30 protein-coding genes and 3 pseudogenes are annotated in these 26,323 nt (G+C 36.8%); 11 read left to right on the top strand and 22 right to left on the bottom strand.

Annotated features, from left to right (window positions below; translation table 11 throughout):
* The first annotated feature begins 132 nt into the window (after positions 1 to 132).
* Complete coding sequence (locus tag AC5WOC_RS09775; RefSeq protein ID WP_496055224.1) at positions 133 to 702, top strand: PadR family transcriptional regulator; 570 nt, start codon at positions 133 to 135, stop codon at positions 700 to 702.
* Between the two features lie 412 nt (positions 703 to 1,114).
* On the opposite strand, the pseudogene AC5WOC_RS09770 reads toward AC5WOC_RS09775, so the two are convergent.
* Both AC5WOC_RS09770 and AC5WOC_RS09765 read right to left on the bottom strand, forming a co-directional pair.
* Positions 1,115 to 1,465: pseudogene (locus tag AC5WOC_RS09770) on the bottom strand (manganese catalase family protein); the annotation flags it as partial.
* Between the two features lie 308 nt (positions 1,466 to 1,773).
* Positions 1,774 to 2,085 carry a hypothetical protein gene (locus tag AC5WOC_RS09765; protein ID WP_496055223.1) on the bottom strand — a complete coding sequence of 104 codons (312 nt, stop codon included), beginning with the start codon at positions 2,083 to 2,085 and terminating at the stop codon, positions 1,774 to 1,776.
* Between the two features lie 455 nt (positions 2,086 to 2,540).
* On the opposite strand from AC5WOC_RS09765, the gene AC5WOC_RS09760 reads away from it, so the two are divergent.
* Both AC5WOC_RS09760 and AC5WOC_RS09755 read left to right on the top strand, forming a co-directional pair.
* Positions 2,541 to 2,909 (top strand): hypothetical protein, encoded by a 369-nt coding sequence (locus tag AC5WOC_RS09760; protein WP_496055222.1) that lies wholly within the window; start codon positions 2,541 to 2,543, stop codon positions 2,907 to 2,909.
* Between the two features lie 685 nt (positions 2,910 to 3,594).
* Positions 3,595 to 4,344 carry a DUF975 family protein gene (locus AC5WOC_RS09755; RefSeq protein ID WP_496055221.1) on the top strand — a complete coding sequence of 250 codons (750 nt, stop codon included), beginning with the start codon at positions 3,595 to 3,597 and terminating at the stop codon, positions 4,342 to 4,344.
* A 782-nt stretch (positions 4,345 to 5,126) separates the two neighbouring features.
* Here the strand turns inward: AC5WOC_RS09755 and AC5WOC_RS09750 are convergent.
* The 6 genes and pseudogenes from AC5WOC_RS09750 to AC5WOC_RS09725 all read right to left on the bottom strand — a co-directional run bounded on the left by AC5WOC_RS09750 (position 5,127) and on the right by AC5WOC_RS09725 (position 10,307).
* On the bottom strand, positions 5,127 to 5,351 hold the full coding sequence (locus AC5WOC_RS09750; protein WP_496055220.1) for an Acb2/Tad1 domain-containing protein: 225 nt from the start codon (positions 5,349 to 5,351) through the stop codon (positions 5,127 to 5,129).
* A 273-nt stretch (positions 5,352 to 5,624) separates the two neighbouring features.
* The gene (locus AC5WOC_RS09745) at positions 5,625 to 6,062 is read right to left on the bottom strand and encodes a VOC family protein (RefSeq protein ID WP_496055219.1); all 438 of its coding nucleotides are present in this window, start codon (positions 6,060 to 6,062) and stop codon (positions 5,625 to 5,627) included.
* A gap of 380 nt (positions 6,063 to 6,442) precedes the next feature.
* The gene (locus tag AC5WOC_RS09740; RefSeq protein ID WP_496055218.1) at positions 6,443 to 6,751 is read right to left on the bottom strand and encodes a hypothetical protein; all 309 of its coding nucleotides are present in this window, start codon (positions 6,749 to 6,751) and stop codon (positions 6,443 to 6,445) included.
* 963 nt (positions 6,752 to 7,714) lie between these two features.
* The gene (locus AC5WOC_RS09735) at positions 7,715 to 8,311 is read right to left on the bottom strand and encodes a hypothetical protein (protein ID WP_496055217.1); all 597 of its coding nucleotides are present in this window, start codon (positions 8,309 to 8,311) and stop codon (positions 7,715 to 7,717) included.
* A 337-nt stretch (positions 8,312 to 8,648) separates the two neighbouring features.
* Positions 8,649 to 8,954, bottom strand: a pseudogene (locus tag AC5WOC_RS09730) (RNA-guided endonuclease TnpB family protein); the annotation flags it as partial.
* A 1,170-nt stretch (positions 8,955 to 10,124) separates the two neighbouring features.
* A complete protein-coding gene (locus AC5WOC_RS09725; RefSeq protein WP_496055216.1) occupies positions 10,125 to 10,307 on the bottom strand; it encodes a hypothetical protein in 183 nt (60 codons plus the stop codon).
* A gap of 72 nt (positions 10,308 to 10,379) precedes the next feature.
* On the opposite strand from AC5WOC_RS09725, the gene AC5WOC_RS09720 reads away from it, so the two are divergent.
* Entirely contained in the window at positions 10,380 to 11,927 is a 1,548-nt protein-coding gene (locus tag AC5WOC_RS09720; protein WP_496055215.1) for a recombinase family protein, read from the top strand.
* A gap of 127 nt (positions 11,928 to 12,054) precedes the next feature.
* Positions 12,055 to 12,525 carry a hypothetical protein gene (locus AC5WOC_RS09715; protein WP_496055214.1) on the top strand — a complete coding sequence of 157 codons (471 nt, stop codon included), beginning with the start codon at positions 12,055 to 12,057 and terminating at the stop codon, positions 12,523 to 12,525.
* A 195-nt stretch (positions 12,526 to 12,720) separates the two neighbouring features.
* Here the strand turns inward: AC5WOC_RS09715 and cotJC are convergent.
* The 3 genes and pseudogenes from cotJC to AC5WOC_RS09700 form a co-directional block, all read right to left on the bottom strand.
* Positions 12,721 to 12,951: pseudogene (gene cotJC, locus AC5WOC_RS09710) on the bottom strand (spore coat protein CotJC); the annotation flags it as partial.
* A gap of 132 nt (positions 12,952 to 13,083) precedes the next feature.
* Positions 13,084 to 13,656 (bottom strand): DUF4309 domain-containing protein, encoded by a 573-nt coding sequence (locus AC5WOC_RS09705; RefSeq protein ID WP_496055213.1) that lies wholly within the window; start codon positions 13,654 to 13,656, stop codon positions 13,084 to 13,086.
* A 224-nt stretch (positions 13,657 to 13,880) separates the two neighbouring features.
* Positions 13,881 to 14,405 carry a hypothetical protein gene (locus AC5WOC_RS09700; protein WP_496055212.1) on the bottom strand — a complete coding sequence of 175 codons (525 nt, stop codon included), beginning with the start codon at positions 14,403 to 14,405 and terminating at the stop codon, positions 13,881 to 13,883.
* 182 nt (positions 14,406 to 14,587) lie between these two features.
* Between AC5WOC_RS09700 and AC5WOC_RS09695 the strand changes: the two genes are divergently transcribed.
* Positions 14,588 to 14,830, top strand: coding sequence for a hypothetical protein (locus AC5WOC_RS09695; protein ID WP_496055211.1), 243 nt, complete (start codon positions 14,588 to 14,590; stop codon positions 14,828 to 14,830).
* Between the two features lie 56 nt (positions 14,831 to 14,886).
* On the opposite strand, the gene AC5WOC_RS09690 is transcribed toward AC5WOC_RS09695, so the two are convergent.
* From AC5WOC_RS09690 to AC5WOC_RS09665, 6 genes are all read right to left on the bottom strand, one after another.
* Positions 14,887 to 15,141, bottom strand: coding sequence for a spore coat protein CotJB (locus AC5WOC_RS09690; protein ID WP_496055210.1), 255 nt, complete (start codon positions 15,139 to 15,141; stop codon positions 14,887 to 14,889).
* Entirely contained in the window at positions 15,131 to 15,376 is a 246-nt protein-coding gene (locus tag AC5WOC_RS09685; protein WP_496055209.1) for a spore coat associated protein CotJA, read from the bottom strand. The genes AC5WOC_RS09690 and AC5WOC_RS09685 overlap by 11 nt, the downstream gene beginning before the upstream one ends.
* Positions 15,377 to 15,503: 127 nt before the next feature.
* The gene (locus tag AC5WOC_RS09680; RefSeq protein WP_496055208.1) at positions 15,504 to 16,712 is read right to left on the bottom strand and encodes an MFS transporter; all 1,209 of its coding nucleotides are present in this window, start codon (positions 16,710 to 16,712) and stop codon (positions 15,504 to 15,506) included.
* Positions 16,713 to 16,809: 97 nt separating this feature from the next.
* Positions 16,810 to 18,012, bottom strand: coding sequence for an MFS transporter (locus tag AC5WOC_RS09675; RefSeq protein WP_496055207.1), 1,203 nt, complete (start codon positions 18,010 to 18,012; stop codon positions 16,810 to 16,812).
* Between the two features lie 188 nt (positions 18,013 to 18,200).
* Positions 18,201 to 18,833, bottom strand: a complete 633-nt coding sequence (locus AC5WOC_RS09670) for a nitroreductase family protein (protein ID WP_496055206.1) — start codon at positions 18,831 to 18,833, stop codon at positions 18,201 to 18,203.
* Positions 18,834 to 18,869: 36 nt separating this feature from the next.
* Positions 18,870 to 19,340, bottom strand: a complete 471-nt coding sequence (locus tag AC5WOC_RS09665; RefSeq protein ID WP_496055205.1) for a nucleoside deaminase — start codon at positions 19,338 to 19,340, stop codon at positions 18,870 to 18,872.
* Between the two features lie 42 nt (positions 19,341 to 19,382).
* On the opposite strand from AC5WOC_RS09665, the gene AC5WOC_RS09660 reads away from it, so the two are divergent.
* Entirely contained in the window at positions 19,383 to 20,978 is a 1,596-nt protein-coding gene (locus AC5WOC_RS09660) for a phospho-sugar mutase (protein WP_496055204.1), read from the top strand.
* Positions 20,979 to 21,027: 49 nt separating this feature from the next.
* Here AC5WOC_RS09660 and AC5WOC_RS09655 read toward each other — a convergent pair whose 3' ends face one another.
* Both AC5WOC_RS09655 and AC5WOC_RS09650 read right to left on the bottom strand, forming a co-directional pair.
* Positions 21,028 to 21,318, bottom strand: a complete 291-nt coding sequence (locus AC5WOC_RS09655) for a hypothetical protein (protein ID WP_496055203.1) — start codon at positions 21,316 to 21,318, stop codon at positions 21,028 to 21,030.
* A gap of 150 nt (positions 21,319 to 21,468) precedes the next feature.
* Entirely contained in the window at positions 21,469 to 22,116 is a 648-nt protein-coding gene (locus AC5WOC_RS09650; RefSeq protein WP_496055202.1) for a hypothetical protein, read from the bottom strand.
* Between the two features lie 282 nt (positions 22,117 to 22,398).
* Between AC5WOC_RS09650 and AC5WOC_RS09645 the strand changes: the two genes are divergently transcribed.
* Together AC5WOC_RS09645 and AC5WOC_RS09640 are read left to right on the top strand one after the other, a co-directional pair.
* Entirely contained in the window at positions 22,399 to 22,908 is a 510-nt protein-coding gene (locus tag AC5WOC_RS09645) for a hypothetical protein (protein WP_496055201.1), read from the top strand.
* Positions 22,909 to 23,075: 167 nt separating this feature from the next.
* The gene (locus AC5WOC_RS09640) at positions 23,076 to 23,858 is read left to right on the top strand and encodes a hypothetical protein (RefSeq protein ID WP_496055200.1); all 783 of its coding nucleotides are present in this window, start codon (positions 23,076 to 23,078) and stop codon (positions 23,856 to 23,858) included.
* Positions 23,859 to 23,937: 79 nt separating this feature from the next.
* On the opposite strand, the gene AC5WOC_RS09635 is transcribed toward AC5WOC_RS09640, so the two are convergent.
* The 3 genes from AC5WOC_RS09635 to AC5WOC_RS09625 form a co-directional block, all read right to left on the bottom strand.
* The gene (locus AC5WOC_RS09635) at positions 23,938 to 24,207 is read right to left on the bottom strand and encodes a hypothetical protein (RefSeq protein WP_496055199.1); all 270 of its coding nucleotides are present in this window, start codon (positions 24,205 to 24,207) and stop codon (positions 23,938 to 23,940) included.
* Between the two features lie 177 nt (positions 24,208 to 24,384).
* Complete coding sequence (locus tag AC5WOC_RS09630) at positions 24,385 to 24,702, bottom strand: hypothetical protein (RefSeq protein ID WP_496055198.1); 318 nt, start codon at positions 24,700 to 24,702, stop codon at positions 24,385 to 24,387.
* A 222-nt stretch (positions 24,703 to 24,924) separates the two neighbouring features.
* A complete protein-coding gene (locus AC5WOC_RS09625; RefSeq protein ID WP_496055197.1) occupies positions 24,925 to 25,104 on the bottom strand; it encodes a hypothetical protein in 180 nt (59 codons plus the stop codon).
* Between the two features lie 413 nt (positions 25,105 to 25,517).
* On the opposite strand from AC5WOC_RS09625, the gene AC5WOC_RS09620 reads away from it, so the two are divergent.
* Together AC5WOC_RS09620 and AC5WOC_RS09615 are read left to right on the top strand one after the other, a co-directional pair.
* Positions 25,518 to 25,772 (top strand): hypothetical protein, encoded by a 255-nt coding sequence (locus AC5WOC_RS09620; RefSeq protein WP_496055196.1) that lies wholly within the window; start codon positions 25,518 to 25,520, stop codon positions 25,770 to 25,772.
* A 271-nt stretch (positions 25,773 to 26,043) separates the two neighbouring features.
* Complete coding sequence (locus tag AC5WOC_RS09615; RefSeq protein ID WP_496055195.1) at positions 26,044 to 26,274, top strand: hypothetical protein; 231 nt, start codon at positions 26,044 to 26,046, stop codon at positions 26,272 to 26,274.
* The last annotated feature ends 49 nt before the right edge of the window (positions 26,275 to 26,323 follow it).

Genomic DNA, 26,323 nt, shown 5'->3' with positions numbered 1-26,323 from the left:
TATAATGGTTCTTAAAGAACCTTCATGCATAACAATAGTCTTTATCATTTTTTCTGTCAAGCATTATTTTTATGTTCAAAAGACAGCTTTTCATTGAATTCATCAAATAATTAGGGAGATGTGAAAGATAACATGTATGAGCTATTAATCCTCTCATATTTAGAAGAATATCCATTGTATGCCTATATGATTATCAAGCTTGCGAACCGCTTGATCGGTGATCCTTGGAAAAAAATAAGTAAAGGAAGTTTATCTGGTCTATTTACTAAACTGGAACAAAAAGGATTGATTGAACAAGCCCTTCCTAACGAAACTCCTTTTCACACGCAGCGTCCTTCAACTGTATATAAAATCACAGCTGCTGGTAAGAAACGGTTTTATGAATTAATGATGGACACCGCTTCCAATCTGGGGTCTTATAAAAAGTATTTTCACATTAAGGCACTTCGTTTACACCATTTAGCTTTAGAAGATCAACTCTACTTGGTTAATCATTATATTGATTATTGTGCAGCAGCACTTGAACACTTAAATGATACTTCTGAAAGTCAAACAGATGATCAAAATCCAATGGAGCAAAAATTGCAAAATAGCCAATATAATATGGAAAACAGGCTAATTCAATTGAAAATAAATCAATGGCAAAATGAATTAAACTGGGTTAGAGACATTCAAGGACATATTTTATCTCAAACAAATTAGATCTAGTGTTATCATCAGAAGCAGACTTGAGCTGTTTGCTTTTAAGCACAAAATAGTCTCCCTATTATTAATAAATGGGAGACTACTTCGATAATACTTGCATCGTCGTTCTTGTCACACTCAAAAACGGAAAAAGTCAACTTAGAAAAACCAAAAAATGCAGAATCTGCTCTACATATGATTAGCGAATACATTGATTTTCACAACAAAAAACGTTTTCAAAAACTTGACGACCGTTCACTGGTTAAATTCCGGAGAACGATCGCTGCTTAATTGCTGTTTTTTCTTACTGTTACATGACTGGACTGTAATAAAAATCTAAATCTTTTTCTCTTTCCACTTTTTTATTTTATGCATTGAAACATTTGAATAAAATAAGTATCACTATTCTAAGAAGTTTTATTTCGTTTCATCAAAAAAACTTCTTCTGCCCTTGGAATTCTTTCACTAGTTCTACTGCTTCACGAAAACGCTGCGAATGCACAATTTCCCTTTCTCGCAGAAATTTAAGGGAATCGTTAATATCTGGATCATCTGATAAATCAATTATCCATTGGTATGTTGCTCTCGCTTTTTCTTCGGCTGCAATGTCTTCATAGAGATCGGCAATCGGGTCACCTTTGGATTGTATGTATGTGGCAGTAAATGGATTACCTGCTGCATTATTATAAAATAAGGATAAATCATGATTGACATAGTGTTCTTCTAACCCTGCTGCCTTGATTTGTTCTTTTGTCGCATCTTTTGTTAATTTATATACCATTACATTATAGGTACATTTTTCAGCCCTATACATTCAAGTTATTTGAATTCATTTAACTATATGTTTGGCATTTACAACAATGTAATGAAGGCATACATCATGAAAAATAGAACAGTACTGGACATCGTTGTTCTTGGAATAGTGATCATTGCGTTAATCGTCGTCTCTCTATCCTTTCAAAACACAACGAAGCTATCGGGGAGGGTTAGGTCTTAGTCCATATTTAACAGCAGGCATTGTGGAAATACTCTTCGGGAACCTTTCTGAGCGTTCCCTAAAAATTAAATCAGCAAATTTAAATACAGCGATCAATTTAAATACTTATCGGCAGACCAAGTATAAAAAATAGAGGAAATACCATGCCTTTCAGCTTCATCAAAACAATTTAGAGCTTCCTTTAACTCTAAGTCTCCCTCGTAATCATTTCTATGTACAATGAAATGCTCTGTTAGACATTTTATTTTCCATCCTTCATTATCTACATAATTTTCAGCTTCTCTTAACGCTAAACTCATGTCTTCATTCTTTACCCAGCAGTTTATAAATGCACCTTCGCAATCTTTTTCTTCCATATTATTGGAGTCTGGAACTGCTTCAAACATAAAATAATAAATGGACATAATAATGTAACCTCCAGGAAACTAAAAATAAATTATCTTCTTCCATTTTAAACAAAAGTGGTTCGCTTTCTAAATAACTTGTTTTATTTGCGACAAAAAATCCATATAAAGCACCATCGGCAATAAAACCCGAATTTTGGGTTTCTCTTGTTTGTGTTACTTTCTACAGGTACTTCTTTAATAATTGAAAAATAAAAGTCTAACCACTTAAAACTACTCACTAATTACTCTTTATTTTTTCTTTTCGTATTCAATTAATCGCTTGAATTGCGCCTTCTTTTTTTCTCCTTGTAATAAATCCTCTATCAATGACTCAATTCTATCCATTTTATTTTTATAATATTGTATATTTAAATTATTCCTTGTATAATATGATAAGATATCCTTAATTTTGGAAAATCTAAACTTTCTTTCATTAACTACATAAGGAGTCGATCATCATAAACAAGAGGATTTTGAAAAAATCTGTGTTTTCTTCTGTGCTTGCTTTTACATTTTTATTTACTTTCAGTACGGTTGTTTTCGCTGCTAACTCCATATGGGCCAGCATCTCTCATGGACAAAAAGTAACATCAAGTAAACAAATATATCATCATGGTGGAAATATAAGTGTATGGGAACAATCTGAGGGAAATGATGGATTACCGATCAAATGGGTGCTAAAGAGAAATGGTGCTCAATATGATCAAGGTTATATAACAGCTAGTACTGATAACATAAATCAATGGAATAATGCACCTTCTGGAAATTATAGACTTTATCTTTATTGTGAGAAGTCCAAAGCAACATGTCAAGGAAGTGCAGAACTAACAGTTAATAAATAAATGTGTTAGGTGATCATAAAACTTCCCTGTTCCAGCAAAAATGTATTCCTTTTTTATGTGAATGTACGATTTTTTTAGGCAAGAGTACTTGGTCACACTTTTGGGGGCAATGATTTTTCGAATAAATCGAAGATCATTGTCCTTACGACCTTTCACAGGTCACAACCTTCTCTAGGAGATGATCCCAAGAAGAGTTACCCCTCCACGCTAAAGATTTCGATCAGTTCCACGATCCGTTTGATCGGAACCTCAGGAACGAAATTCGAGGTGTGCAGTCCGAACGGGTCGGGGATCGAACTGTTAAATAAGAACCAATGTCAGGTTATAAAACCTTTGACATTGGTCTTTTTATTTCTCCAAAAGGTACATATCACAAAATTTGCTTAATTGATTATCCTTTATATCCTCATACATCATAGGATATGACTCAACCATATTACTCCCTATAGTGAATTTCTTATGAATATGGAAAAAAGGCTCTCGTTATAAAGAAAGAATGATCCATCTATGCGAACTCCACCCTTGGGTAAAACACCTATATTCTACCATCTTTCAATTAAAAGAGTCCTATTTCGTACAGATAGGGGATTTTTATTTTTTTGTAATAAGAATGTAATTAAAATATAACATCATATACTACAAATAATACATTATAATCCTTTTATCTGCGAAAAATGGAGTGAACATGGTGAACTTTAGAGAACTTAAGCATAGTGCAAGACAATCTTTAACAGGAAAATGGGGCATAGCAATTGTTGCCATACTGTTATGCAATTTTTTAAGTTCGCCTTTTGATTTTGTACTTACACCTTTTTATTTTTTTTATCAAATTGTGGAGTCAAAGTTGTATGAAAATAGTGAAATATTCAGTACGTTGGTTTCCCAACTAAACATCATCTCAAATCCAAAAGTATGGGGTGAACGGCTTGATAATATAGATGCAATTTGGTCCCTATTAGTCGGGGGAGGATTATATCTCGGATGTAATCAAATATATTTAGCAATAGTTAGAAACAAAATAGCCAAAATTTCAGACTTATTTACTTATTTTCGATCTGTCAAGCTTTTTGTTAGAGGCATTTGGTCCATGATACTTCCCACGATCTATATCGTTTTGTGGTCTCTATTACTCGTTGTCCCTGGAATTATAAAAAGTTTATCTTATGCCATGACTAGCTATATTCTTATTGACCATCCATACTATTCCGTAAATCAAGCAATCACTCACAGCCGTCATATAATGCATGGGAATAAGTGGAGATTTTTCTTACTTAATCTATCTTTTATCGGATGGGGCTTATTATGTATTCTTACCCTAGGAATCGGCTTTATATGGCTTATTCCATATATGGAAGCTACATTTGCAAAATTTTATTTAGATTTATTAGATAAGAATGAGTCATCCTCTATGGAAATCAAAGCTGTACTCTCATAAAGTATTATAACATTGCGAGCGAGAAAACCCACGGTTTAAATCGTGGGATGAAAGCGAGCGTTGAACGAGGGTAAGGAATTTTCCTTCATTAGTTCAACCTTTGGAAAAAAGCAAGTATACAAACAAACATTCCCATGGTAATACATGTATAGTCGTGACAGACGAAAACCAAGTTTGCTCGCGGCAAAGAAGAAATAAAACAAATATAAACCGTGGGGCGCAAGGGGTTAGCTTGGTAATGAAATAGTCACGAGGCTATGGTCCCAAGAATCCAACGGTTTTAGCCGTATGGAGTTGTCAAGAAAATAGTTTTGTAGTTTCTTGGAGAACGGTATGCGGTGAAAGTCACACGTAGGGTTCGGAAAGAGGGAGTTGATGCGCCTGTGGCGTTCGGCTCCCTTTTCGTTCAGTTGCTGGTTTCACCCTCCACTACACATAAACGTGCATAACATGTATAATTTAATTTAGCGGTTTTTCCGCATCCCATTGTCTCATCGAAAGGAACCATTATGTTCAACGACGAGCGTATGGACTCCATTCTGAAGCCGCGGAAGCGCTCCTGTCGCTAAAGAATGAGGCGGAGGTTACCAAAGCCTTCCCTCGCGACTCCGAGATGCTTGAGATCTGGCTCATCGGACAGAAAGATCCAGTCACGGCACGCGAACTGTTGAGCGATTTTAACACTCCGGGCCTGCGAGTGATTATCACGAACATCAAAACAATGTAAAACCCGTAAGTGAGACAAGGCGGGCGTATCCGGTATGGACACGCCCGCCTGCCATTTATAGATGACAATTTGCTCTCGGTTCCCGCTGTCGAGGGATGTCCGTATGGATTACGTCTTCTAACATTGTAAGAGATAATGACTTTTTACGTGAGTTAGGACAAAGCTCATCGATAAGATATGCTAGTTCCTTTGCTTTTTCTCTCCGATCAATATATTTTGCTGGTTGTCCCTCTTTTGCCGGGTGATAGCTAAAACGCTTTTCTAAATCTGGATTACTCATTATTATCATCCTTTCTGTATGGTATTAACAGGGTTCTTGTTCTAGTCCGCAAAGTAGGTTAATACGTGAAATGTTGGTGTATTTGGCAATTTAAAAATGCTATAGATGGAAGTATTTTTTATGAATGTAAAAAAGCCAAAATAGGCAAGTAATGCATAAAAACCTGCATATTTTAGGCTCTTAAATTATATTCCTAATTGTGTTAAAGCCCCGATAGTTAAGAAGAAATCTTTAAAGTTGGAGATCTATATCATTTAAAGTCCCATTCCATATTTATCTGATTTTCTCCGCCAACTCTAAAATAATTCCCTCCGGACCACGAACGTAGCATAACTTATAACTGTCTTCATATTGCTGTATCTCACTGAATATTTCCGTACCCTTCTTTTTCAATTTTGCAACAATAGCTTCAATATCTTCAACAGCAAAGCAAATATGTCGGATACCCAGCGTATTTGCAAAAGATTGCTGAATATCTTTTTCATCTGACGGCGTATAATATTTGACTAGCTCTATCCATGTCTGACCATCCGGCATCCCCAATCCTACACATGCCGTTTTAACATCATTAAGGCCAACTATTCTGTCCAGCTGTTCTCCGTCCAATTCCCATTCCGCTTGCACTTCAAGTCCTAAATCAAGAAAAAACGCTTTAGCCTTTGAAAGATCATTTACATTTATACTCACATGATCTATTCTCTTGATCTTCATATCGCATACCTCCTATGTTCCTATTATTTTCAATACCTGTATTCATGTATGGTTTGTTTGAAATTCTAATTGCGCTTAAAACAGAAAATAGACTTCTTAAACAAACTCAAACGGAACCAATTCATGATAATCATCTCTACATATCACCTGATACTGCTTAATTCTACGATTGATGTAGAATACAACTCCACGTCAACTATATTTCAATTGAATTGTATCACCTTCTCTGAGTTTTTGGATCATTCGATCAACTCCTTATATATAAAATAAAAAAGCCGTCGAATGACGACTGACTCCATCTATATACTTTCCTTATATTCGAGAATCTGGACAACTCGATGCTGCCCAGATTAAAAGTATAAATCATACTTCTTTATGATTTACTTTCTCTTGACAGTACAGACCTTAATATTTTTTGGGGTCTTCATTTCTTTCGACTGACCTGACGGAAGAAACAGACCATATGCTGAATCATTGTCAACCGTCAATAGCATTGATTCAGTAGAATTACCAAGACTATGCGTCACGCAAACAGTACGATGCGTAACCTGGAGATAAAAATCATCCACGAGCTTAAAAGTAATTAGCTTGGGAGCCTTCGGACTAGGTTTGATAAACTTTTTAACACGAAGATGGCAATCAATCTCCCAAACTGCTGCGATCTCATCAGGCAGAACAAGCTTCGTCATTGTGATTCCTCTCATAGCCCATCGACTGTATCTCAGCCTAAATCTATTATAGTATATAACACTTCCTTGTACACCAATATTATTATCTTCACATGAAATTATTAATATTCTATTCAGATGATTACAACATAAGATGTATGCAAAATATCTACTATACTCCGTTCTGAGTGTTATTATCATATAAGGCAATGACATAGGTATATATGATGTAAAATCGCGTTATTGGTTTCTATTCACCTCAATTTCAAAAAACAACAAAAAAGGCGAGTATGATCGCTATTGAAAGCATTCAGTCTATGCATTCGAGGTGTTAGTAGGTACTCACTGGATGCAGTGAAAGCATGACAACAGTTGTGCCATGTTTTCCCTTTGCAGAATGATCTTGCCCACGGTTTCATATATCTACCTTAATGACTCTCATCTATATGATTTTACTATATACGGGTGGTCCGGATAACTGGATGCTGCACAGACGTGTTTCTCTTATTAGAGACGATTAGCATGAACGAGACCAAAGGGACAAGCCTTTTTCGCTAAAAGACAGGATCATTCCTAGGGATTGCTTTCACCACTATGACTTCCTTGAAATCATGGGTTTTTTTAGTGAAACGGTTCATGCTCTAGTCCGTCAGGTAGATTCCATTTATTGGGCAAATTGCACTTGGTGACACAAATGCTGGTTTGCTCTCGTTTAAAAATACCTTTTATTTTGAATAAATGATATAATGAAAATGTTGGAATACCCACAAAAAGAGGAGGAGTTCCCATCGAAAAAATTGTTCTAACTCCAAATGAATGGAACACCACTGAAGAAAATTTGAATCTTTTAATAACTGAGTTGCAAACTTAGATAACCAAAAGAGGGATAACCCCTCTTTTTTTGTTTATTGTAATCCTTACTCCACCTTTTTGAGGGATGGCGAAAAAAAACAAAATGAAAATCCGAAAACATGCTTCGGATTTTCAGACTCTCCCTTCAAGTATTTGTTTCCGGAATTGTACAGCTGTCAGTAATTTATAACCTCTTAACTTAGGAATCATGTTCTCGAGCAGTGTAACCGCCTCTTCCCTTCTCCCATCAAAAACGGCTTGATCGACTTCCAACAAGTTTAAAAGGAACGTGTCATTTATCTTTCCTTTATATTGTTTGAATGAATCAGCGTCCTCTTCCTGAATCGCGATATCCGACAAAGCGTACCACCTTGTCTTATTTCCACTCATTTTCGCAAGGAGATCTTTTGCCTTTCCATATTCTTTTCGTTCCATTAAGATCATCAATTCGGAGCCTTGTTTCGCCTTTTTCGAGCGGATATTCCCCATCACATCTTCCGCCGCCGATAAATCCCCATGAAGAAAATAGAACAGGAATTGTAAGTGTGGTGCTTTTGATTTTTTTAGGTATGCCACCATCTTTTCGGGATCTTTCCCAAACACAAGCGGGTTTCGGATAAAATAGAAAATAATCAAAACCGCCAATACGCCATACATGAACCAAATCGGAACCTGGAAAAATCCCATTACTGAAGCAAGAATAACAACAAGCAATAAAAACCAAATCATAACATTATCCTCCGTCAACTATACCTATTTTACCACGCTGTTTTTAGGATCGCCGAATTTCAAAACGAACCATGATTTACTAGTCAACGATAGAAAGTGTGACCCCTTTTTCCCGAATCGTTTCACATACCCAAGAAACAGTCAAACACCTGTAGGATAAGCGATTAACCATCTTTCGCTTGGGCTACTTTGCAGTTTAAGATAGAAATCCTGTCACTAGACGAAATCAGAGAAATGATCATCTCTTCCGATTTTACTATACTTATTGACAACTCCACACGGCTAAAGCCGTGGGATTCTTGGGTAATCCCTGGTATTCCAAGGAAGTTTACCAAGCTTAGACCGTGAGCCCCACGGCAAGTAATCTTCTACCTTCTTTCACTATGTTTTTGGCTGCATTGATGTCTCGATCATGGGGAACGCCACACTCTGGGCATGTCCATTCTCGTAACTGGAGTTGCTTCACTTCTCTGTTTTTATAGCCACAACTCGAACAAAGCTGACTGGACGGTAAGGATTTTACCACTTTCACCAACTTCCTTCCGTATTCTTTCGCTTTGTATTCTAGCATCGTAACAAACTCCGACCACGAAGCATCGGTGATCGATTTCGACAGCTTCTGATTCTTCACCATGTTTTTTACAGAATTATGCTGGTTGAAAGCCCACGGTTTCAATCGTGGGATGAAAAGCAGCGTTGTTCGAAACCCCAAAAAAAGGGGTTGCAAGAACAACAAATCTTTTGTATATTAGAACACATGATCGGTGATCATCCTACTGGTAGTAGGTTTGTTCTTTGAAAATGTAGTGGTATAGGGTTTCGGTGGCAAATGGATACGTCTCCCACCGAGTAAAACCATTAGAGGCAGGAAAAGAACTAGAGCGCTGGTAACAGGCGTTCCGCCCATGTGGGTACACTTCTAACTGCATGGGATGGGCTGATGAGACAGCCCCAAACTTAGGAGTTGCACAAAACAGAAATGGACTGCGTGCGCTAACTACCTAAGAATCCCACGACTTTAGTCGTGGAGAGTCTCAATAGTTTCAAATATTCTCCCTTTGCTATAAATATATATGTGCCATTTTGCCAACTCCGTTTTTTCCCTTTCTGTTACCCCTCAGGCAATGGATACTGATTTATAGACCTAATAGTTTCGTCCTATTTCCGTACCCCCTCCAAATGAAAACACCACCCGTGGGTATATCTCAACTCCAAAATTAAATTTATATTGAACAAAAAAGTAGGTTAGATACCTTTACAGAATTAAAATCTTCCACATAAGATATATAGCTCCCGATAAGAGGAGGTGAGTCGATGCTAATCTTCTTATTTTTAATTGCCATTAAATTCATTTTACCTCGTTTTGGATTTGGCAGAGGTTTCATTTAATGATGTTATGTTGATATACTAGTTTGTCATGAACAGGAACCATCCATATACATCACCTCTTGCACTATAAAATGTTCTCTAATATGGAGGACAATATTGCAGCTTCCTCAGTAGTTTACTTATACAATCGCGATAATCTCAAAAATATTTCCCCTCAATTGACAGCTTTTCCTCATCAAGCTCCGAAATATCTTCTAAAGCTATGAAAACATTGTTTTCCCACTATACCAAATATTTCAATCATCGCCAGCAACATCTACATTCAACAACACACAGCAGCGATCTAGTTCCCTAGATCGCTTTTTATATTTGACGATTTTTTCACTAAAACCACTCAAAGGAATTTACATCAAGGAAGTTAACCAAAATATGCAATTTATCACACCTAAAACCCAGGTGAACTAAAGTTCATCTTTACTATATTTCAAATATCTATACATCCAGTAGATTTCTTCTTATACAATAGGTGAAATAGTACCCTTTTCACTTCCTCTAAACGATTGTTCCTTTCTTCCTCTGTTATCAATGGATTTACAATATATATATCTGTTTTACCTATGTGGTACATCATACCGTCTTTGTATGGTTCCTTTTGTATCTCCTGCATATTACCACCTCTTATTCCATACATATGCAAAAGAAACGATCGGACTAGCCTTGAAATTTAGGAAGTGAATCAATGGAAAGAGTTGCAATGTATTTGAGAAAATCACGAGCTGATCTCGAATCCGAAATGAAGGGTGAAGGTGAAACTTTAGCAAAACACAAAAAAGCCTTGCTTCAGGTAGCCAAAGAGAAAAAGCTAAATATCATTAAGATTTATCAAGAGATTGTCTCTGGAGAAAGTCTAATACATAGGCCGGAAATGTTGAAGTTAATGGAGGAAGTAAGTGACAACCAATACAATGCAGTGCTTTGTATGGACATGGATCGACTTGGCCGTGGAGATATGCAAGACCAGGGATTTATTTTGAAAACGTTTAAAAAATCCAAAACGAAGATCATTACACCACGCAAAATCTATGATTTGGATGATCAATTTGATGAAGAATACAGTGAATTCGAAGCCTTTATGGCAAGGAAAGAATTTAACATCATTAAACGCCGTCTAGAAAATGGTAGAATCCGTTCCGTACAAGAAGGAAATTACATTGGAACTCGTGCTCCATACGGCTATCAAAAAACAGGTGATCTAACCCTTGTTCCTGATCCAGAAACTTCTCCTATCGTGAAAATGATCTTTCAATGGTATACAAGTGATAATCCGAATGAGCGATTAGGTACTACAAATATCGCAAAAAAACTTAATGAACTAGGAATCGCATCGTACACTGGTTCAAAATGGTCTAATAACGTCATCCTTCAAATCATCAAAAATCCAATTTATATTGGTAAAATCAGATGGAAAGCAGTAGAACGAGTGAAATCTGCTGATCCTAATAAAAGAGTGGATACTAGAAATAGACAAGAAGATGAAATAATAATAGTAGATGGGAAACATGAAGGAATTATTTCAGAAGAAATATTCGAGAAAGCCCAAGACATTCGAATCAATAAGAGAAATCCCCGGTGGAAACAGACCACTTCATTACAAAATCCCCTGGCAGGATTAATTATTTGCGGGGTCTGTGGCGGCACTCTAACCCTAGTAAGAGCATCCAATTCAAAGTTTAAATGGCCGCATCTTGTTTGTACCAATCGAGGGCGTGGTGGAAATTGCAATAAAAGCAGCCGACTAGAACATATCGAAAGAAGAATCTTGGAGGCTCTGTACGACTGGTTAGAAGAATACAAATTAAAAATTGATCCAAAAGAGTATATGGAAAATGAACCCCATACTGCCATCTATGAACAGACAATCAAAAATCTAAAAATAGAAATAAACGATCTCCGAAAACAACAAGATCGTTTGCATGACCTTCTAGAACGAGGGATATATGATGAAGCTACTTTTATTAGTCGATCTCAAAAGATCGCAAGTCGATTGGATGAATTACACCATGCTTTAAATCAATCCGAAATTGATCTGGAGATTGAAATGGAAAGACAAAAAGCCAAATTAGATATCATCCCCAAAATTGAAAACATTTTAGATATATACACCACTTTAGAAACTGCTAAAGAAAAAAACTTACTGCTTAAAACCATTATCGACCGCTGTATCTACACCAAAGAAAAACATCAAAAGAATGACGAGTTTTCTATTGTCATTCATCCGAAAATTTAAAAATACATCCAAAAAACCTCACCCTCCAATGTTGGAGGTTTTTTGCTTGGGTATTAGGATGATTATGATATAATAAATTATCGTCACACCAACATATAGACGTACCATACGTCTGGGAAGGCTAGTCATGATCGGATCATACGAAAGTGACATCTTCGCCGAGTACGAAGCTACCAAAGAGCTTCAGCTGCTTGTGTCAAAAGGAGGAGACGTCCGCGGTTTGAAATCTGACTACCGGTTCAGTCTGATGAGTTCGGAAAAACTGATCAGGGTGCTGGAGAGCGCATTTTGCGAAGAAGTTCCCCCTACCTCACTAGAAATTCCTCTCCTTCTGTGGGAGTGGAAGGAGGAGTTCCGGAGTAGGAGGACCCTCAGTGGCGGGGCGTGGTTCGACCGGGTTTGGGGCAATTTGCCCGAGATCATCGAAGTCGAGCCACGTTTCTCCCGCAACCAAAAACTCTTCTGCATCGACCTTGCTAAGGTCGAAACAAGTGGAATTGTTGTAATCGTTGACCGGAGTATGGTCACCGTGATCCAGCGAAGGTCTGATGGCTGGCTGTTCGGCCGTCGTGACAGGCTACTCGCAGACTTCGACTAACACCTTCCGCTGTGTGACAATGTCCCTTAAGCTAGATTCGTTCCATTAGGAACTGGAATCTTTGACTTGAGGGACGTCGCATTTTAAACTAAAAATCACTTCTCTAGAATAAAAACACCTTTATATCAGGAGATATTTGTTTGATTTATCATTCCATTCAGTTGTAATTAATTATACCTATAATGATATGGTTTACTTATATACCATCGTAGCAATCATTTCTAAATGGGCAAACTCTTCCGTCCCAATGTCGGTTAACAATCCTTTTACTTTATCTGGTATAGTGTAGCGTTGGTTTAAGTAACGGAGTGCTGCTGCTAGCTCCCCATCTGCCCCGCCATATTGCTCAATGAGTAACTTTGCCAAATGCGGATTACAATGACTTACTTTCACTGGATATTGTAATTTCTTTTCATATATCCACAATAGATATCCCCACCTCAAAAAAGTAATTTCATACGAAAAATATATGCTTAGAATATCTGTATCATGAAGAAAAACCCATTCTCTTTGTATGAGAGAATAGGGCTTGTCTTTTCTCACCTATAAATTTAATCCTTATTGTATCGAAACAGAATATACTTTATTTCCATCAAAATTAAAAAATAAACGATAATTTTTCAATTGGTATTCATAATATTCACTGCCGCCTTCGAAACCTGACTTCGTAGGTTTTCCAAGTATATTGGTAATATCATTTTGAGTTATCGTTTGAAATTGAGAGTTAGTGGAATCGATTTGATAGACAGTGCCGTTTTCCAGACCAATTGAAATGCCATGGGATTTACTATAATCCATATAGGTTGCATCACTTTTTTCTGGCGCACCATAAATGTTTTTTACAGCTTGAGATGTATCTCCTAAAACAATATTTGCATCAGGGTACGTCGCTCCTTTTTCCGCTGAAAGCATAATGTTATTAACTAATTTCTCAGGAGCGGACATATTTTGTTCGGCCCATTTTTGCTGATCGGTAACCCAAGAGTCATCTGTTGGTGGATTGTTTGAAGACGAGTTATTTGAAGATGAGTTGTTTTGATGCACGTTAGAGTCAGAATGGACAGGTGCTCCACATGCTGCTAAAAAAAGACTTATTATCGCTATGAATATGTAAATAAATCCCTTATTCATTTATAAACCTCCTATACTAATATATAAATATATCAAATATTAATAGTTATTTGAAACATTATAAGATTTTTTAAAACGAAAAAACCTCCCCTAAAGGAGATTTTTTGTCATGCTTATTTTCTATATTAAAAAAATGATTATGTTCACACCCCATGCAGTACACCAGATATATAATCTAGTCACTACATGAGGAAGTGTCACGCCAGCCTTTGCTCCCATTCTTTTTAACAATCAGGAAGCAACTGCTCGAGTGCAAGCTTCAGCTTGTCCTTCGGGTCTTCTATCATGCCAGTCTTCACACAGTACACCAGGTCTGAACACAAGCGCTTGATGTTCTGGTTCAACTCACCCTCGAAGAGCCTGAACACGAACTCATGTACGCGATGGACTTCATCACCTGGGAAAGATGCGAGCAGCTTTTCGAAGTACTCCGAATCCTCGGGAATGGACAGAGTCTGCATAGGCTGCTTGCGACTCACATACTCCCTCAAGATATTCAGAAGCTCTTGAATCACACTGACCTTGAAACTTTCCACCACCAGCTTACGAGCATCAATACTGATCTGGATACGCTTCATTCCAGATCGATACGATTCCAACGCAACAGTGGTAGGAACATCCTGCGAGAACAGAATGTCGATAACTGCCTTGAGTTCGGGAGAAGGAGCGTATCCAAGCTGCGTTCGACCTCCACCGATCCCCTTTGCGTTGATCGAGACGAAAGCGGCAGTTCCTTTGAGTCCACTCATGACTACTCCTAGCGTGGCACTTGCTATACTTATATCCATTATAGAAAATCTTTTTTTAAAAAGCCATTTGTATTTAACTCCCCTTCATTCATGAATGTAGGAAATAAATATTTATTTTCGCAATTTTCCTTAAATATATGTTATAAATAGATAGAAAGATCATCTAGAGAGAGGACTTCATCATGCTTTTCATTGAGGGGCGTTTGGAAATTGCTGACATGAATGGAGGAACAGAAGCATATGGGGATATTGATCGAGTAGAGTGCCATAATGGATCATGGTCTAAAGAAATGGATAATACAACTCGTGCACTTGTCCCCACTTCTGGATCCATCATCAAACTCTTCCGCAACGGGACGATTATTAAGTCTCTGAATGTTGGATCAGAAAAAGTTTACATCTATGATCTGGACAACCTGTATTAAAATTGAAACATGATGAAAAAGACACCCAACATTACCTTGTTGGGTGTCCTCACTTTCTAAATCTCCCATGGCCACGGGCCTTCACTCCAACCACATGGATAGCGATTATAAGAATGACCAAAATGCATCAATGGACCATATTTTTCTTCGTATTCAGCTCGAATGCCATCTCTTTCTAATGAACACTGGTTGTATTGATTTAATGCATCCTGATCACTTGGATGTGTATCCAAATACAAGTTTAATTCCACTAATACAAAATCCACTTCTTGAAGTTTACGCAGTAATGCTCTGCGCTTATCATGCGTCATCTTTATCCCTCCGTTTTTTAGGAGGATAAGGACTATAAAAAACGGGCCACAGGGTACCTCTCATCAACGCCTCTTGCTTCGAATATTGCGGAAGATTTGGCGGTTGAAAACCTAAAAATAAATTTGGGGGAACAACATACACTTTTGCCTTTGGCGGACAAGGATCATCAGGACTATGGTATGGATACCAAACCCGATACTGATCTTGGAACGGATTATGCTCCTTTTTTGTCATATCAATTGCTCCTTTACTAGCTTTATACCCAGTTTATGAGCTGCAAAAGGAAATTAGACGGATAGACTTATCTTTACAAAAAAGAATCCTTATACTGTGTAGTAAAAGAATTCTCTTCCTATGAGTATTAGGAAATATTTGTTTCCATCATTGTATTTTGTCTGGATAACCCATGAGTATAAAAAACAAAACTAACAATCACATAGCCAATTAATGCTGCTCCTAAAAAGTAAAAAAGAGAATAGATACCTAAAAATTGCATCAGTGTTCCACCCATATAAGGACCAACAATACTTCCGATACTATAATGAATTGAGCACAACGCACTGCCTTTCGGCAGTAAATGGGCAGGAAGAATATCGTCCATATAAGCAAGACCCAGTGAAAATAATGAACCAACTAACCCACCAGATAGTCCCAGCAAAACAAATAAAACCACAAAATTATTTCCTGCCAAAGGAACAAGGAGCAGACCAATACCACCTGTTAAGCATAAGATTCGCAGCAAATTTCTCCTGCCTATCTTATCCCCTAACATACCAAGCGGAATTTGAAGAACCAAACTCCCCCATACAAAAGCAGTGATTAATGATGATATTTCCGCCTTTGTCAATCCCATTTTCAATCCATAGATCGGAAAGTTTCCTGATAACGCTACTTCCAAAAATCCATATAGCAACATAGGAAGCATGGCAAGAAATCCTAATTTATATACATTTTTATAAGTTATCGATGCTGTTGAAGTAGCTTCCGTCGTATTTTGTGAAAAATTGGAATGCCCATTAGTTAGTCGCATCGAGAGAAGAAGTGCAATAATTAACAATGCAATAATAATAAGAAAAGGAACGGCAAATCCAAACGATAACGCATTTAATCCCAGCGGACCTAAACCAAATCCCAATCCATACATCATCCCGAACTGAGAAAGTCGTCTACCTTTAAACTTTGGATTTACGGTAGCAATCACCCATACTTGACAAGAGAGTAAGGCGATATTATTTCCAATGCCCACGAAAAAACGAAGGATAGACCAGATCCATACCCCTTTCGTAAACAGGATCAAAACAAGGGATAGTAACAAAATAGTTACTCCCAGTAAGATAGTATTACGATAACCCCAACGAGTTATTAATTTTGAATAAAATAACATCGAAAATAACATACCCACATACAACATTGCTGCACTTAATCCATTTAAACTAGGGGAAAGGTGAGCCTGCTCCAATAAAGTGGTGATGACTGGTACTAAAAATCCTTGCGTTACTCCAAATATTACTACTAAAAATAAAAAAATATAAAATCGAGTCGTAGACCATTCGTTGATCGATGGTTTCATATTGTTCACCTCAAACCTTCTACACGCCAAACTGACCCCATCGATAAGATGGGGAAAAGTATATACCTCTATCCTAACAAGAATTCGAGATAAAAATCTATTGCATATTCATGTCATGAATAACTGTTTTTTCCTTTTTCTGATACTGAAAAATAATACTAAAAAATACAAAACTAAATAGAGAACCAGCTAAAAAATAAAAAAGGGAAGCAACCGTAGTATACTGCATCAGCAATCCACCGATGTAAGGTCCTATCATACTGCCAATCGCAAAATGCGAAGTAGTCATCAAATTTCCTCTTGCTATCATTTCAGGTGGAAGTACATCATTTATAAAAGCTAAACTTAAAGATAACATGGATCCGATAATGCCACCTAAAATACCTAATACTAGTAATAATCCTACCATATTATTTTCTAAAAACGGAACGACGACCATACCTGCGCATCCAAACGAACAGAGCAATAGCAGTAACTTATGCCTTCCTATTTTATCTCCTATAATCCCCAATGGCAATTGGAATAATAGACTTCCCCATACAAACACTGTGATAAGCAAAGATATTTCTACTTTTGTCATCCCTATTTTCATACCATACACAGGGAAGTTTCCCGCTATGCCAACTTCGATAAAACCATAGATAAGGGCAGCCAACATAGGAAGAAATCCAATAAAATAAATAGCTCTAAATGTTGGTTGAATCAGCTTATGCGGTTTAGCGGAAGCAGCAAGTGGACTACTTTTCTCCAACTTTACGAGACAGACGACATGAATGAAGATGAGAAACACCAGCATAATAAAAAAAGGAAAAGAATGTCCAAACACTTCTAGATTTAATCCTAATGGACCTAATCCTAAACCAAGTCCATAAGCCAGCCCAAACTGAGAAAATCGCTTTCCTTTTTCCTCTTTCTTTACATTTATCGCTATCCAGAGTTGCACAGCAAAAGTAGTAATATTATCGCCAATACCAAGTAAAAATCGTAAAAAAGACCAACATTCTATACTATTAATCAATGGAAATATCAGCATTGCTGTACTCATCACTATTATTCCAGTTAATATCGTTTTTTTAAAACCGATGTATTTTAACAATTTATCACAAAAAAACATCGAAACAAACACACCTAAATACAAACTAGCAGCACTTATTCCATTAACACTTGGAGAGATGTGCAATTGTTCCAATCTGGTGGCGATCAGTGGTGAAACCAATCCTTGTGTTGCACCAACAATGACTAATAGTAGGACAAGGAGCCGAAATTGGGATTTTGGCCATAGTGTAACAGAATTATGCATATGTATTTATCACTCCTACAACGAATGACTACAGGAAAGGGGATCGATCTTTTTATCATAAAATAATTCTACTAATTTTCTTTAGATTTCATATATAAATTATATATGAAATTAATAAATAAAAGAAACCTACCTTTTTTACAAAAGTGTAGGTTTCTTTTCCGATATAAAGACAGAAATATACACAATCAAAATGATTCTCGGATCACTAATTCGTTCAACGAAAGACGAGATGATGGCCTAGCAGGCTGGGCTGGTTTACCAATCGCAACCAAGAGAGCAGGAAAATATCGTTCAGGAACTTCAAATTCTTTTATCAGTTTTGATGGATCAAAACCACCCATCGGACAAGAATCATAGCCCATAGACTTGGCAGCCAGCATCAATTGCATTGCAGTTAAACCACAGTTCAATGTAGCATCCATCTGTGATCTTAGTTTATCTGCATATGCACCTTCAATTTGTGATACCAAGCTATCACGCATTTCACGTGTCATCAACCCTTGATCCACTTGATCACCATAAATTTGATGAGCCGTACGATATGATTCTAAATCTCCTAGGACAACGACAATCATCGAGGCTTCCGTGATTTGCTTCTGTCCAAATGCAACTGGGAGCAGTTTTTCTTTTTGTTCTTTTTTTGTTATCACCAGATAACGCCAATGTTGCAAGTTCCAAGAAGATGGGGCAGATGATGCTAGGGTAAGTAATTCATCTACTTGTTCTTGTGGTATCACATGATTTGGATCATATCGCTTTACACTCGCTCGGCTTAACATAATTTCTTTCATGACATCATATTGTGTGGAAGTTACCAATTTCAAACACCTTATTTCTATGCAGATTTTTTTCTATTAATAGTCCACTCGCTGTGTTGAATGCATCCATTCTTGAAAAGGGATCAACTTATCTTCAGAAGTTAACTTTTCCATATGTATTTGTCTATTTTCATGCGAAAGTGTTAATTCCTCGTAAATAAATTGATCATCAAATCCTGCATCTGCTGCTTCCTGTTTGGTGCAAGCAAAATACACTTTTTTTGGTCTTGCCCAATATATTGCTCCAAAACACATTGGACACGGTTCACAACTGGTATAAATAATACAACCATCCAACTGAAAATTGCCTAAATTTGCACATGCATTTCGAATCGCCTGGATCTCTGCATGTGCGGTCGGATCACAATCAGTTGTTACTGTATTTACACCTTTCCCAACCACTTGACCATTTTTTACGACAATTGCTCCAAAAGGACCCCCATTTTTAATTCTCACATTATCTGCTGCCAGTTGGATTGCCATATGAAGAAAATGTTCATGTGACATCATACTACCCCCTTTAAAAACTTATTCGGGAGGAAAATAGTGGTGAGCTGCTATGAAAAATGGCTACACTCTTTTGTATTACATTGTGATGAAAAAGCAGAATTAGCAAACTACTCTCTAGCTGAGCAAAAAAAGTTTGAAGCCAAGCTGTCTTTTGGTACGGCTGGTATTCGTGGAAACATCGGATTAGGACCACACCGATTAAATCGATTTACGATTCGCCAAGTATCAGAAGCATTTTTTCACTATCTTCATTCTCATGATAATGTCCTTTATGACAAAGGCATAGTCATCGCTTATGATAACCGTCACTATTCTCGATCATTTGCAGAAGAAACAGCTGCTCTATTCGCTTTTCATCAAGTTCCCGTATATCTCTTCACAGATATGTGTGCAACGCCACTTTTATCTTATACCATTCGCAAATTAGGTGTTTCTGGAGGAGTGATGATAACAGCCAGTCATAATCCTCCAACAGACAATGGCTATAAAGTTTATGGAGCAGATGGCGCACAGCTTATGCCAAAACAAGCAGAACACATCGAACAACAAATGAAGAAAATAGATGACGTCCTTACCATTCCCACCTATACATATGATCATGCAAAACAGACTGGAAAAATTATGGATGTCCCTGCATTCATTGAAAAAGAATACATAGAACAAATTCACCAAATCATACCATGTACCATCACAAATTCAAAAATTAATATTGTTTATACATCCTTGCATGGTACAGGAATCAAAACATTTCCATCACTATGTAAAAAGGAACCATTTATCCAGTTACATCTCGTGTCTGAACAATGCCAACCACATCCTGATTTCCCCACCTTAGTATCTCCCAATCCTGAAGAAGAAAGTGCATTTCAATTAGCAAAAGAGTTAGCTTCTGGGATCGATGCAGATCTGATTATTGCTACAGATCCCGATGCAGATCGCGTAGGAATAATGATACCACATCAAAATGACTTTCATCATCTATCTGGAAATCAAGTCGGTATTCTCCTGCTTTATTTTCTCCTATCAGAACAACAAAAAAGTGGAACAACCTATACTACGATTGTCAGTACAAGTTTAGCAGGAAAAATTGGAGCTCACTACGGAGTAAAAACAATTGAAACCCTAACCGGTTTTAAATACATTGCGCAGCTTATTGAAAAAAATAAAGACCTGATGATAGGATTTGAAGAAAGCCATGGCTATTTATTAGCAGATTTTGTTCGAGATAAAGATGCAATGCAAACAAGCCTATTTCTTTGTCACGTAGTAGCCCATTATAAAAAACAGAAAAAAACCCTGTTTGATATATTGGAAGACATCTATAAACAATTTGGATATCATCAATCCAAAATTATTTCTTTATCAACAGAGAACGCGCAAAACATCATTGATAACTTCTTTCAAATTTGGTCAAATAAATCATATCAGATGTTAGATTTTCGTCTAGGGATAGGGGAATTGCCGGCAGCAGATGTAGGGAAAATCATTTTGGATGATGGGAGTTGGATTGCCATTCGTCCTTCAGGAACAGAGCCAAAAGTGAAAATATATATGGAAGCTGTAGGGAGTACAAAAGCAGAGGCACAACAAAAAATCGATATATATAGTCAAATGGTAAATAAACTCCGAACATAAATCTGGTATGGGACTAGACTGATTGCTAATCCCATACTATCAAAATATCTTAAACAAACTGAGACAAGTACTGAGCAACAATACCATAGTGAAGCTGTTCACTCGGAAAATGATCAGGACTGTGAACTTGGCCTTTCATCTTTCGGGCAGACGAAATAATCATTTTACCCGTCCAATAAGGCTTTTTCAGCTCTGCGCGAATCTTTGTCTCGCTCATACCTAGCAGCTCTTCCACCTTTTTCATATAGGTTAGAAATTCAGGAGAATTCATATTCTTTGTCTGCTTACGCCACTCCTGATAAGCAGCCTTCGCCTCTTCCTGCGTGAAAGAAGTACTCATGTTTGTTTCCTACTTGTTTGATTGATATTCGGACAATCATATTGTATCAAAAAACTTTCACAAAGCAAAAAACCCCTTCCAATGAAGGGATTTCTTCACTATTTTCTCCACCACGAGAAATATCTTCTCCATATTGTTAAAAGCTTTTGTTTACGTGTCTGTTTCTTGGCAGAATGATCTAAGATATTCACCCTTTACCTGATTTTCCACATTTAGCTTTTGTTTCTCAAGACGGTGAACAATTTCTTCCATATATTCATCAAACCCGTCTAATTCTTTTACATGCTCAATACTCGTATCTAGTTTATCCATCTCTTGCTTTACCTTATAATCTAACATTTTCATCTCAAAGTGAAGCGGATAGAGGGTATATGGTAACTGCTCAAATCCTCCAATATGCCCACGATTTTTAGTCAACAGCAAGTGGTACTTCACTTGATCCGTTTGTTCGTCTTCTACGACAGCAATATACTTTGTATCAAAGTCGCCTCTGTTTTTAATAATTTTAATCGATTCTCCAATTGGAACTGTTTTTTTCCCATCTAATTCATTCTCATCAAAATGATGGTCTTTGATTTCAATTCGCTCGACATTTTTTAGGTTATGGTGGAAATTGGGGATTTTTTTCACTGGTACGAGTTCGATTTGTACATCACCATAAGTGGAACTATCATCAATACACCGACTAAACACAAAAACATAATTATCTCCTTTAAAATCATTCTTGGTTGCACGGTTAACGTTTAGTTTGACAATAAATTTTTCATATAAGTCTGGCGAAAGTTCTAAAAATTCCACTATACCCCTCCTGCATTTCATCTTTCTTCCATTTATAATTTTATTATTTATTTACACAATAGTAAATATACTGAATATTACTTTTAAGTCATATTCTAATATTTCTTCGAATTGGGTCATCAAAAATATAACAATTCCCATATTTATTATTTTAGAATTGATCTCCGAAATTATTTACAAAAGTAAGAATTAATCAAATAATAAATGGTAAAATGGTCATAATGGTAGTGAAATATGGTTGTATAAGAAATATATAGTTCAATAGGAAGCAGAGGTAATGTAATGGAGCAACTTAGTGAGATTGCGAATGTGTATCAAAGTTTTTTAATGGATGCTAATGACGAAGACGAAAAAGCTGTTTCAGCAATTGCCTTGCTCTATCCTGATATTAGTCCATCCAAAATTAGAGTTGAATTACTTTATCTTAGGCAGTTTGCACTTCATTATATTTTATTTTTAAGAATAACAGATCCGTCCATAGCTAAGCTTATTTTCCAAGAAGTTCATGCTCAGACATTTAAAGATGTATGGAAATGGGATATAGATAGTAAAAATAATAGCATATTAGTGGTGAAGGAGTACGCCAACCATATTGATTTTTTAAAACTTAACACAGAAGAAGAAAAACTGGAAGCGATTGGACAACTATTTTGTGAAAGATTAATAGGAGAACATACCGACTCCATCATTCAATTTGGAAAAAGAGTGTCCATGAGAAATTTAGCATTTATTAACAGCACGCTAGACTTCGCAAGAGATAAAGGTATGTCCTTTGTATCTTATTTCTTTTGAGCAAGATACCCATTTGAAGCTAACAAGAGGACTGATCCATTTGTCGATCAGTCCTCTACCTATTCAGCTATAGCTCTCTATTACCATTTCACTTCTTATATCATAGAAACAATCGTAAACGACTATAATAATATACTAGAGTCTAATGTTTCAAAAGGGGAGCATCTATGTATAAAAAACGAGGGATTACCGTCATTTTCCTCATGTGGATCAGTATCATTACTGGCTGTGTACAAGGAGATCTACATGTAAGTATAAACAAAGATGGATCTGGTATTTACCAATGGAAGGTTTTGGGCAATACTTATGCAAAAAAATACTTGCAACACGTAGCCACCCTTTATTCTTATAAAGGGTATGAAGCCAAGCTGATCAATGAAAAAGGAAAAGTTGGTTTTGTGGCCACAAAACCAGTAGATAATATTGCAAAACATCCACTAAACAAAGAATTAACAGTAGTCGCTCCCTCTTCGATACCAGCAAAGCCCGTAGCCGCTCCCACACAAAATACGATCAAAGAATTAACGGTTGATAGTGGTTTTTTCCAAACTTTCTTACGTTATCAAACAGCGGTGAATCTAAATAAAACGATCGAAAATATCGCTGGACCTTATGCACCATATGTAAATAGTTTTTTGGATCGTTTGCGCATGCGTTTTTTACTCACACTACCTATCGCTCCCACAGAAACAAATGCAACGACAAAGAGCATAGATGGAAAAACGCTTATCTGGAATCTCAAATTAGGCCAAACAAACACCATTATGCTGGGGATAAAAGTGCCAACTCCCATTGTATTGTTATTAGCGTTTACAAATAATCTAACAGACTATATACCTAACTATTGGCCTTTATTCATTGGCTGGATAGCCCTTATTTTCTTTACTATATTGATCCTTATTTTTATCATTCGATTTCTTTTCCGCAAAAAATCCACTCCGATTGGATAACCATTTTCATTGTGAATAAACATGTGCTATTACTTTTTCGTGACGGGACAGGGCAATGCTTCACCCTGTCCAAAGTTGGCTATTTATCGCTCCTATAAAGTTCCGTTTCAAGCGACTGGTATGCCATCGTCAGTTCCTGATAAAATCCCTTTGTAAGTTGAAAAAGAATCTGTCCCAGTACATACTTAATCTTGTCTTCTTCACTGGAAAACACCGATCGCTTCTCCCTCACTTCTTTCACACCAGAACTTGCAAGCTTATCAGCGAGATTTGTCCATCCCACTTCATCTGAAGGTTGCATCCGGCTCAAATCCACCAGAATCTGCTCAGCAAACTGCTTCCAGTCCATTTCCTCTTCCCTTTGCTAATAGGGGGTGAAAAATAGCAATCCTATTATACCAAAAGAAAGGTATTTATCTAATTTAAACATGATTTTTTGTCTTGTTTATCAGCCAAAACCTAAGAAAAAATTAACTGGCGATGATGTTAGAATAACACCATCGCCACTGGACTGATTCCTATTTAATTAAGAAAAAAGTGTTTTATGCATCTCCGCGATAGATTCAAAAAGTCTCATATGCTCAGGCGAAAGACGGACTGCTTGGCCTTTCATTGTCCAATCCCATTCGTGATTCGAATTGTTTCGGAACAAAATATCCATCTCTACATTGTTTGGAAGAGTGATCTCCACCTTGTATTCTTTAGAACGATAGGATTTCCGAAACTCCTTCAATGAAGCAAGCAATTCGCTACGAGTAAAACCATGTTTCAGCTCTAGGTAAAATTCCACATGCGAAGGTTTAGAAAGTACTTCGCTAATGATTACCTTTTTATTATCAGACATGCTGGTCTCTTCCACTCATGCAATGGACCTTTTATCCATGCTGTTATGTTTACAATATATTATTTTTTTGATTATTTCCATAGAAGGAGGTCATATAGATAGTAAATATAACTTATTTATTCCAAACTTACATAACGAACAATAGTATCCACATAAGTAAAAAAGGCGTCCGAAGACGACTCATAGCATTTATACTTTATAGATAACCGTTTCCATTTTTTCTTATTTTTCTAATCTACGAATGGTTTCTTTTGTCTCTCGGATCTCCCTTAGAAGTTGACTGTAGTTCAATATTTCTTCAGACCAACCAAAACCAATCACATAATCACCATCATCATTGGTATTCGCATTTTCCAATTCCTTTAAACGCTTCTTAGCATTTTCTAATTCATATCTTCCCAATGCTCCTACTCCCCTTTCTTTTATTATTCTGATTTTAACATGTATTTGGTAGAGAGGATTACTTTGCAAATATTCATTCGGATAAAAGCAGAATACATATATTAAAAACAGCTTTTCTAAGCATAGCTAGAAAACTTATTCATATAAAATTGGTAAACGTAAAATGTGTTCTTTTGAGCTTTGAATACCTTGATTTCTTGTTTTATTTTAAGAATCGATCTGTAACACAAACCAGTTTAAGTATTTTTGACCTATACTCTCTGCTTTCTTTTGGACTAGAACTGTTTTTTTATAATATTCGAATTTCAATCATCGCAAGAACGCAATAAATGCGAATATCTATAGTATACTAAAAGGACATATTATTATCTCTATTGGTTTTATTTCAATTTTTAAATCTAGGAGGTTTGAAGATGCAGACCAGACCAATGATTACATTTACTATTTTATATGAAGAAAATGGTGTAAAAAAAGAGTACGTTGTCAAAAGTGTTCAAACTCTTCCTAATGCTGGCGACATTATCAAATTTAAAACTGACAAAAATAGTGAAACATTTACTTATCGCGTAACGGAGATTGAACACCAGATTGGAAACTTTAGTTCTTTTACATCAGCCCATCCGATGTCGACAAAAGTTCATGTCATAAAAATAGACGAGATCCGCTGAAAAAAACGAATCCATATTGTAAAAATAACAGAGCATTCACTTGTATTCCTACCAATGGAGTAACCAAAATAACAACTGATAGTTACAACACAATAAATATGTGATAATAAATCAGCCCCTCGATCTCTATAAAACCGAGGGGCATTCTAGATTGGAGATAAAGAAACTTCGTATGCAAAATAAAAGACAAATTACTTCCTATTCGTTATACTGTAAGTATCATAGTCCAACTTGATCCGATAAGGATCTGCGAGCCCATAAGGACGCTCCTATGAAGAATCCGTTTGTTGTTGCACTGGTTGCAGGCGTCCTCCTGTTCTCTGGCATTTTTGCCTTCTCCTACTACCATGAGGAGAAAGCAGGAACCGCTCCGTACATCATCGCTCTGAGCATGCTATTCGCTCTGGTGGTGGCATTTCGAGTGCTCAAGTCCTTCCCTCAGTCATGGAGAAACCGAAAGGAGCGACTTGCGAAAAAGGAGCAGGGCAACAAGGAACAGTAACTTCACTGTTTTCCTCGTCTGGGTTGGATGAACTCGACCCAGACACTAC

It is taken from the genome of Shimazuella sp. NTD247 (genome assembly GCF_059510415.1).
Note: the sequence above shows the minus strand (reverse complement) of the source record. Positions and strands in the feature narration are given on the sequence as shown.